Consider the following 10,621-nt stretch of genomic DNA (forward strand, 5'->3'; position numbering starts at 1 on the left):
AAAGGATATGACGCTGACGCTCGGCTGCAACGACGTGTTTGATGCGGCATCCAGGCTGAAAGTGAACAGCGTGCAGCGCTACGGCAGCAATCCGGGCATGGTGAACATCGAGTATCCGCTGCAAGGACGCAGCTATTATATGACATTTCGCTACGAATTCTAAGGAGGAGAAGTTATGAAGACGTATTTTGGCAAACGGCAGCAGCTGCGTCTCTGCGCTCTTGTGATGGGCGGACTGCTCTACGGCGCGACGGCAAGCGCAGCGAACCTCGTCTCAACCGTTCCGTCGAACTACAGCAACAGCGAGATGGGAACGGTGACCGGCTCGCGCGTGACAACAGAGGTCGATGCGGCGCCCCAGCCCGGCGTGCTGAAGAACCTCAACCGCGACCCGGCGTCCTTTAATTTCCATCAAAATGGCAAGAGCATGCTGTTGATGCGACAATATACATACAGCACGACAGAGTTGGAGGACAGTCTGCTCATCGATCCAAACTCTGCGGGAGCTGCGGCGACTGTAGCGAAAGGCCAGACAAGTGCCGTGCCGAATATGCATGCGGCGGCAGCAAGTGATGAGCATATCTATATGACGGGGTATGACCTCGGGCAGATCGGTGTTGTACGTCAAAGAGGTACGCGATTGATGGAAAATACCAGCGCCGTTGTCAACCTAAAAAATGATATCCAGCAGTACTGCGGCTACAACTTCAACGAAGCCTTCCAGAATATCGACGACAACAAATCCTATGTCGGCGATCCTACGAAGGCCCAGGTACACGGCGAGGCACTGCTCGTTGACGGGAAGAATCTGTATGTGGCAACCTCCGTCAACCCGCTCGGCGGCTATGAGCCCTATGACGACGGCTTTCTCATGCAGTATGAGATACAGAGTGACGGCAGTCTGAAGTTCGGCAGCTATACGCGCATCAGCCGCAACATCGATCAGGGACGGCTCAACAAGTTCAACGACCAGATCCTCATTTCCTGTATCGGAGGCTATCAGCACTACGACGGGACCGGCAATAAGAACTATACGGCCATCAATATCGCCAAGCTCGGCGAGGGCGGCAAACTGGCAAGTACGGAGCAGCGTCGTGCCGTTCTCCCGAACAATGTCAAAGCTACGGGCGAGGATATGCGCGATCTGAAGGTACTGCCGAACGGCACTGCCTATGTCATGACATACAACCTCAGCCCGACCGGCAGCCAGATCGACGCACGTGTCTATCAAACTACCATATCTAATCTTCTCTCGGAGAATCCGGTCGACTGGACAGAGCTTGCTGTTACACATCAGGAAGAGGGTTGGTTCGGCAAACTCAATGCCGAGTACTACACGAAGCGTCTCTGGCTTGAGCTGGGCGACACACTGCGTGTCTATACGGACGGCGACACCACAGAGAAATACAAGTGGCAGGCGAAGGATTTTTCGGACAACAAGTCATTGAACCGCTTCAACAAGGTCACAACGATTGATCCGGACTGGGTCTCCGGCAACATCGCCTCCGTTGTGATGACGCTTCCTGCGGAACTGGGCGGAGGAACGACCGCCGCAGAGGAGAATAGGAACGCTGTTTGGAAAACAAATGCGGATATCACAGCCCCTGTTGCAGATCGCCGCAACTTTAACGGCGACACAGTCATAAGCGTCGGAAAGGATATGCTTGGCGATCCGCATACCAACGTTATTGCAGCTATCTCGGGGACAAGCGGAAACCGGCTGCTTAATATCAACGCACGAAAGAACTCTCTGCAGCTGCAGGTGGAGAACACCGTCGGCAATCCGACAGGAATCTATGCCGGAAACGGAACAAATGTCACTGTAACGGCACAAGAAGTTAATATTATCACAAAAGGTCTTGCGGGCGGGAATTCCTTGACCAACGCAATTCAGCTTGATGCGCAAAAAGATAAAGGATCCCTGCTTGCAGTCAACGGCTCGGTCAATATCTCGATGTCAGGCGGTCTTGGCGGAAACGGGGTTGCCATTCAAAAAAGCGACCGCCTCGGCGAAAAATCCTATGAAGCAACTGCAGCTTCGAAAATTCGAATCAACGGTGATTTAAAAATTGCCGGTGCGCGTACAGATGAGTGGGGTATTCCTCTCAATCGCGAAAATGTTTTTTCGCGCTTTAACAATGCGGGTATCCTGACGCAAGTTGAAAAGAGTGAGGTTGTCATCGCCGGCAGCAGCGCGAATGGAAAAAGCGGAAATGCCGACATGACCGTCTATGGCAACGGTGTGACAACAAATGCCAAAGACAGCAAAGTCCGTATCGCTGGCGGCGGGCATATTCAAGTCCCTGCAGGAACAAAATACAGCTACTATGCACTTGCAGCCTATCAAGGCGATATTTCTATGAATATGGGCGAGGACGGCTCAAAGCCTGGCAACGACAAGAAAGGTCCCAATATTGCGGACGTAAAACTTGACGGTGATCTCTTTGCTCTGCCGACCGGCACGCTGAACGTCGCACTGCTGACGGATAAGTCCTACCTGCACGGCCTTGTGGATAACGGCGGTACGGCGAATCTCTATCTGCAGAACGGTGCAGCATGGCTGAATGAGGGGCGCAATGCGCGCTACTATCAGGACAACGAGGACATCGGCGCGGGCGCACTCACCGATGTCGCCGGCAAAAAGATCTATGTCGGCAGAAGCCGTGTCACCAATTTCTATGGCGGAACGACAGAGGCCACACGCGGTATCATCTACCAAAAGGATTCGGATGCAATGACGCTTGATAATTACAGTGGCCATACGGCGGCTATTTATCAGCATGACGCAGCAACGCCGACAACCTTTAAGGGCGGTGATATTGTCATCGGCAAGGCTGTGGGAACGGAGAATGTTTTCACACTCTTTACCGATGCAAACGGAGTGACAGCAGCCAATCAGGACACCGTGCTGAATGCGCTCGCCAATAAGCTGACGTACAAGAATTTCGCCGACGGGAAACTCAAAGGCAAGCTTGCGATCGGCGAGGGACTGACGGCCTCCTCCATCAACAAGAACATTACCTTTGCGACGGAACGCGGCAGCTACGCCAGTGGAGGTCCTACCCCTCCGCCGCCAAGCACGGAGCAGACAAAGACCTCGTTCACCGAGCAGCTCACACAGAAGGACGTGGCGGAATACAAGAACGCCAATGTCGAGCCGTCCCCCGGCAGCTACAAGTTCACCAAGGATACGAAGATCTCCAAGAATACCTACGATGGTATGATTCACAATACGGGGATCCCAAAGCAGCCACTGTCCATCGACGCCGCAGGACATACGTTAACCCTCAGTGGAGAGAGCAGCGGCGGATTTATCCTTGGCATTAAGAACAGTTCTGCCAATGGTATTGACATCACTGCAGATACGCTGAACATTGATCTCAAAAATAGGGATGGAAGAGCCTATGGCATCTGGAATATTCAAGACAACTCCGCCGTCCGCGTTAAAGGGAATCTAAAAATCAATGCGATCGGCGGAGATACGGTGAAGGGGCTCTCGACGAGCCGCGGCGCGGCAATCGAGGCCGACGGTCTGGAAGTCACGCTCAACAAAGCCTCCTCAGAGGGCTGGTCCATCGACAGCGACGGTGCCGTCACGGTCAATAAGGAAGGCACGCATAACGTCTCCCTGAACGGCAATATCCGCACCGGATCAAACGGCAATGTCGATCTCTCGCTGACCACAGCAGAGTCCGTACTGAACGGCGTCATCCACAAGGAGGGCGAAACGGCAAACGGAGCGCGTCTCCTGCTTGCAAACGGTGCCGTTTGGAACAACAAGGACTGGAATCAGTCCCCCTCCGTGCTCGCAGGCATGGACAATCCGTTCCTGGGCAGCAGGCTCATATCGCTGACCGGCGGCAGCAATGCCGACAAGGCCGGAACGATCAACCAAATTGATCGGCGTACACTGACTATTGATAATTACAGTGGCCATACAAATATCGACTATGCGCATACATCTGCAACGCCAACCGTATTCGATGCCGGCGATGTAAAGATCAATAAGGCGGCGCTTGATTCCGTCGTCACACTGCGAACGGATCAGGCCGGTGTAACGGCCGCGAACCAAAAGGATGTGCTGGATGCCCTCGCACATAAGCTTTTCTATGCAGGTGCTGCAGACGGCAAACTCAGCGGAAAGCTGCAGCTCAAGGAAGGCCTTACGGCATCTGCCGTCAACAAGTACATCACGTTTGCCTCCATGCAGGGCAGCTATGATGAGAATGATCCGCGCAACGGATCTACGCCCCCTCCCCCGCCGTCCGAGCAAACGACAACGGAGTTCACCACCTCCATCACAGGCGATGCGGCACATGATAAGCCATATGTCGACAGCGGCGTCCGCAAGGGCGACGGTGACTATGTGTTTACGAAGGATACAACGATCACGGCGACGACTTCTGACCCGGTTCCCGGCGGGCCATGGGTCGGTCAGGTGGATGCTGCCGTATCGAACACCAATCCGGGAACTACGCTGAATATTGATCTCAGACAAAAAAATCTGACGATCAATACAGCGTACGATACAACAGCAGCAGGTCTTGCCGCAACAGATAAGGGTGCCAAGCTCAACATCAAGAATGCAGGCGCCATTTCGATCCATGCCAAAAATACGGGAAGCCAATATGCCCCGGGCCTGTTTGTCAACGGCGGCGGCGAGATCCACATCGAAAACGGCGGTAACAACCTGGAGAACAAGGTGCTGACGCTGCGTTCTTCCGGCAAGAAAGAAGCGAGCATCGCCGTCATCAAGGCGATGAACGGCGTGTCAGATGCACAGTCGAACATTACGATTGACGGTCTCGTCGATATCCTTGCAGACGGAACCTACCCGAACGGCAAGGGTGCAAATGAAGGCGTCAGTGCTGTCGCATCCCGCGTCGATATCGGCGGCGGCTCCATCCGTGCAACGGGCGATGCATGGGCAGCAATCCGTGCCTACGGCGAATTTGTTTCAGACAATGCAGGTACCGTCAACTTCAACGTCACGAAGGGCGCAGATGGCCTCGCTAACGGCGCTGGCACGAATCGAGCCGTCCTCGAGGGCGACATCGTCACGGTGGGCGGTATGGGGTCAAACGGCCGCGTCTCCGTCGGTCTCTCAACCGCAGATTCCTACTGGCTTGGCAACTACACCACTGCCGCGGGCTATGGTGTAACCCCGGGGACACAGGGCGGCGTAAATCTCTTCATGAAGAACGGTTCCTATTGGAAGGGATTCGCAACAGGTCCCATGAAGGTCACAATGGAGGGCGCCAATACGAAGTGGACCGGTTTCCACATGGGAGACAACCTTGAGCTCACGCTGAACAACGGAAGCATCTGGCACAATGCCATTACACCGGAGCAGAAAGACAAAGACGGCAAGGCGGCAGCCGCCAAGATCAATGTCTTCAAAGGCAATCAGGGCTTTATCGACATGACCGGTACAAACCGGTTCCTCGGGAAGTACAACGAGCCCACTGTTGGGTATCAGGGAAAAGAGACTTCTCTCGAAGAAAAGGGCCTTGGAGAGACAGGCGATCTCTCCATTGAGAACTTCAGCGGCAATACGACCGTTCTCTATCGCCACGACGCATCTGTGCCGACAAATATTTTCGGCGGAAATGTCACGATAAAGAAGGCGGCCGCAAACAGCAGCATCCTGCTTCGCACGGACAACACGGGGCTGAACACGAGCACAAATGCCGGCGCAGCCGACAAGAACCTCGTAAGTGCAACCCTCAACGCCCTCGCGAACAAGCTGTACTATACCGCATATACAACAAACGAGCGCAACCTCACAGGCAAGGTCGAGATCGCGGAAGGTCTGACCGCTTCGTCTGCGAGCAAGCGGCTCGAGAACATCACCTTTGACGCTGCGAGCGGAAAGGGCAGCTATGTCTATACCCCGCTCTCGCTGACAACGACAGACCCCATCAAAGAATCGGAGACGCTCACCTATGATCGTCTGGCTCTTGCCACGCAGCCGAACACGAAGGGGAACCGCGTTGTCTCGGCGCTCTATACAGAAAACAGCGCCTATGACAAGCAGCATCCGATGGTTGTCGATATGAACGGGCACAGCCTGCGCATTGAGGCAAACAGCACAAACCAGGTTGCAAATGCAATCTACATCGGCAGCAACAAACATGTCAAAATTACAAACAGCGGTGCCTCTGCCCCGCTGACCATCAAGGCGTCGAATACCGATACGCGGGCTGCGAACGGAATCTACGCCGATGCAAACTCCCGCCTCGAGATCGACGGGCCTGTCGTCATCGAAGATGTACACGCCAAGGGCTACAATGCCTCCGCGGTGCAGACCAGCAGCACGATCGGCTCGAAGAGCGAGGTCGTCATCAACGGCGATCTCACCGTTCAGTCTGTACGTGCCGACCGCACAGATAAGAAGCAAGTCGCCGATGACGGGCGCAACCTTTCCGCGCTGGTAACGACGGGAGACGATACCTCGATCACGGTCAAAGGCAATGTCGATATTCGCGACATTAAAGGCAGCGCACTGAAAACGGTCGGTGCAAACAGCCTCATCGATGTCAGCGGCGGTACCATCTCCGCGGCGGAAGACAGCAGCCTGTCCAAGCACTACTATGCAGTGTACGCCGAAAAAGGAACGGTGAACATCAACCGCTCGGAAGGTGTCATCGGAAACAAGAAGACGAATATCACGGGCGATATGTACGTCACCCGTGAGTACGGAAAGAAGACCATCGAGTACAGCGGCGGTCAGCTGAGAGACTATGAGGCCAAAGGCATTCTGAACCTTGCTCTCACAACAAACGACTCCTCTTGGACCGGAGCGGCGACCTATAACATCGATCGCAATGATTTCGGTGCCGGTGGGTTCACGGCGCATGATGTCGGGCAGTTCAACCTCGCCCTGCAGAACGGCGCATCGTGGACGAACGTACGGAAGACCAAGGCAAGCGATACGTGGAAGGGCAGCCGTGTGGCAGCATTCACAGGCGGCAGCGATGCCGCGCACGCAGGCGTGATTTTCCAGAAGGATGCAAACCCCATCACGATCGACAATTACAGCGGTCATACGAAGGTACTCTACGCACATGACGCTGCAGCGCCGACGACGATCATCGGCGGCGACTTCCGCATCAATAATGCAGCAGGAGGCAGCGCCGTCACGCTGACGACAGACAATGTCGGACTCAATACCGAATCCGCAAAGGCAGCAGACAAGAATCTCGTGAGCGCAACACTCAACGCACTCGCGAACAAGCTCTACTACACCGCATATACAAGCGGTCAGCGCAGCCTCTCGGGCAAGGTGGAGATTGCCGAAGGTCTGACTGCATCGTCTGCAAGCAAACGCCTTGAGAACATCACGTTCGACACGGCGAGCGGACAGGGCAGCTATCTCTATACACCTGCCGTCGAACCTCCGCCGCCGAGCACGGAGCAGACGACGACGGAATTCACGACACGTCTCCTCGGTGCGGATGCAGATCAGGAGTACATCGATGCGAATGTTCGTCAGGCAGACGGCACATATCGCTTCACGAAAGACTCGAACATCACGTATCAAAACGACGTAAGCGGACTCCGCGGCACAATCACGACGCGTGCGGATATTCATATTGATGCCGCAGACCGCGTTCTGACGATCAAGAACGGCAGCGGAATCACGAGTATCACACAAGGCGCCGGCATCGTCAACACCGGAAAGGCGCTTGATATCAAGGCGAAGACGCTGAAGCTCCTTGTGAACGATTCGACTTCCACCGTTCCGCTGCAGACGACCTGGGGCATTTTGTCTACGGGCGGCGCGACGAATATCTCCGGCACGACGGAAATCGATGTCGCCGGCACGGATCGCAGCAAAGCGGTGCAGGCTTATGGCGGCACGGTGACGCTGGAAGGCCTCCATGCCAAGGTAAATGCCGCTTCCCAAGATGCGGCAACGCTTGATGTACAGGGCAATGGACGCATCAATCTCAATATCAAGGACGGCACAGTCGGCAGCAGCGAAGTTATGCTCGACGGCAACATTGTCTCCAGGGAGTCCGACAGCCGTGTGGATGCTGCGCTTACGACCGGAACATCGTACCTCAAAGGGCTTATCTCCGGCGTCGGGACGCTCAATCTCTGGCTCCAGAACGGCGCTGCATGGCATAATGAGGAGTACATGACGCAGCCGACCGGATATGTCAGCCGTCTGTCGAACTTCACGGGCGGCAGTGATGCCTCCCATGCGGGCGTGATCTTCCAGAAGAACGCCAATGACATCACGATCGACAACTACAGTGGCTATGCGCGCGTATTCTACGAGCACGATGCCGCGACGCCGACGGTGATGAAGGGCGGCGACTTCCGCATCAAAAACGCAGCGGGCGGCAGCGTCATCACACTGACGACGGACAATGCGGGACTCAATACGGAATCCGCAAAGGCAGCCGACAGGAATCTCGTGAACGCAGCGCTCGACGCTCTGGCAAAGAAGCTCTACTACACCGCATATACGAGCGGTCAGCGCAGCCTCTCTGGCAAGGTGGAGATCGCCGAAGGTCTGACCACATCGTCTGTAAGCAAACGCCTTGAGAACATCACGTTCGACACGGCGAGCGGACAGGGCAGCTATGTCTATACCCCCGCTGTGGAGCCGCCGGACTCTCAGACGCAGACGGAGTTCACCACCGCCATCACAGGCGATGAGGTGCATGATGCTCCGTATGTGAATACCGGTGTCCGCAAGGCCGACGGCAGGTATATCTTCACGAAAGACTCCACCATTACGACCGGCAAGGATCTGATTTCGGCCGGCGCGTGGATGAGTGATATCAGCGCGGCGATATCCAGTGCCAATAATGGAAAGACACTCGATATCGATCTGAGCGGAAAGAACCTCGCCGTCAATACAAAGACGGATGTCAGCACGACTGGCATCTCGTCCATTGGGAAGAACTCGAAAGTCAATATCAAAAATGCCGGAGCTATCTCTATTGATGCAGAGAGCACGGCAGGCGGACAGACTGCGGCGCTCTTCGTCAACGGCGGCGGCGCGATCCACATTCAGAACGGCGGCAGCAACCTTGAGGATAAGGTGCTGAAGGTACGTTCCAACGGAACCGCAAAGACGAACGTTGCCGTCATCAAGTCGATGAACGGTGTGAACGGTGTCGAGTCGAACATCACGATCGACGGTCTTGTCGATGTGCTGGCAGACGGAAATGACGCGGCAAACGGCAAGGGCGCAAATGAAGCGGTGAGTGCTGTCGCCTCGAAGATTGACATCGGCGGCGGTTCCATCCGCGCCATCAATGGTGCATGGGCAGCGATCCGCGCCTATGGCGAATTTGTCACGCAGAACTACGGTACCGTCAACTTCAACGTCACGAAGGGAGCGGACGGTCTCGCGAACGGTGCCGGTACGAACCGCGCCGTTGTCGAAGGCGATATCGTCACGAACGGCGGCATGGGCACGAAAGGCCGTGTGAGCGTTGGTCTCGCGACCGCGGATTCACACTGGATCGGCAACTATGCCGATACGCGCGGCTACGGCGTGACGCCGGGCCAGCTCGGTGCAGTCAACCTCTTTATGAAGAACGGTGCCTATTGGAAGGGATTCTCCAACGGCTCCATGAAGGTGGAGATGAGCGGCGCGGGCACGAACTGGACAGGCTTCAATATTGGAGACAATTTGCAGCTTAAACTTTCCGACGGTGCGATCTGGCACAACGCCATCACGCCGGAGCAGAAAGACCAGGACAACAACGCCGCAATCAGCAAAGTTAAGTATTTCACGGGCGAAGGCGGCTTCATCGACATGACGGGAACGAACCGTTTCCTCGCGTCGAGTCAAAGCCTCAGCGGCGCCCCCGTAAAGACGGGTTCTTCCTCCATTGAGGAGAAGGGACTTGGCGAGACGGGCGATCTCATGATCGATGAGTTCAACGGTTCGACGACGATGCTCTATCGCCACGACGCAGCAACGCCGACGACGATCTACGGCGGAAAGGTCACGATCGGGAAAGCGGCGGCAGGCAGTCTCGTCAAGATGGTGACAGACAATGTCGGCCTCAATACGGAATCCACAAAGGCAGCAGACAAGAATCTCGTGAGCGCAACGCTCAACGCACTCGCGAACAAACTCTACTATACGGCCTATACGACGGGAGAGAGGAATCTCACGGGTAAGGCTGAGATCGCTGAGGGCCTCACGACATCGTCTGCAAGCAAGCGCATCGAGAACATCACATTCGATGCGGCGAGCGGCCAGGGCGGCTACGTCTACACGCCGGCAACAGAACCGAACCCGAACCCCAATCCAAACCCGAACCCGAACCCGAACCCGAACCCGAACCCGAATCCCAATCCCAATCCGAATCCAAATCCAAATACGCAGATCGAATACGGTGACTATGAGACAAAGCTCATGAGCGGCGTCAAATCCGCGATGACCGCATCCTCGATGGCTTGGCGGGCTGAGGCGAACGACCTCATGAAGCGTATGGGCGACCTCCGCCTCTCTCCGCAGGATACCGGCATCTGGGCACGTGCCTACCGCGGCAAAGCCACCAGCAACAAGGACAATGCCAACTTCCGCATGAACTATTCCACCATTCAGGTCGGCTATGACAAGAAGGTTGGAAATGACTGGCGCGTC

The 10,621-nt window shown here is 55.6% G+C and carries 1 protein-coding gene; it reads left to right on the plus strand.

Translation table 11 applies throughout. The features are described 5' to 3' along the window. Nucleotides 1–175: 175 nt before the first annotated feature. The coding region (locus tag HMPREF7545_RS07130) for a beta strand repeat-containing protein (RefSeq protein ID WP_006695028.1) at nucleotides 176–10,621 on the plus strand (10,446 nt) is incomplete at its 3' end.

Source organism: Centipeda noxia ATCC 43541, from assembly GCF_000160555.1.
In the GTDB taxonomy this organism is placed as follows: domain Bacteria; phylum Bacillota; class Negativicutes; order Selenomonadales; family Selenomonadaceae; genus Centipeda; species Centipeda noxia.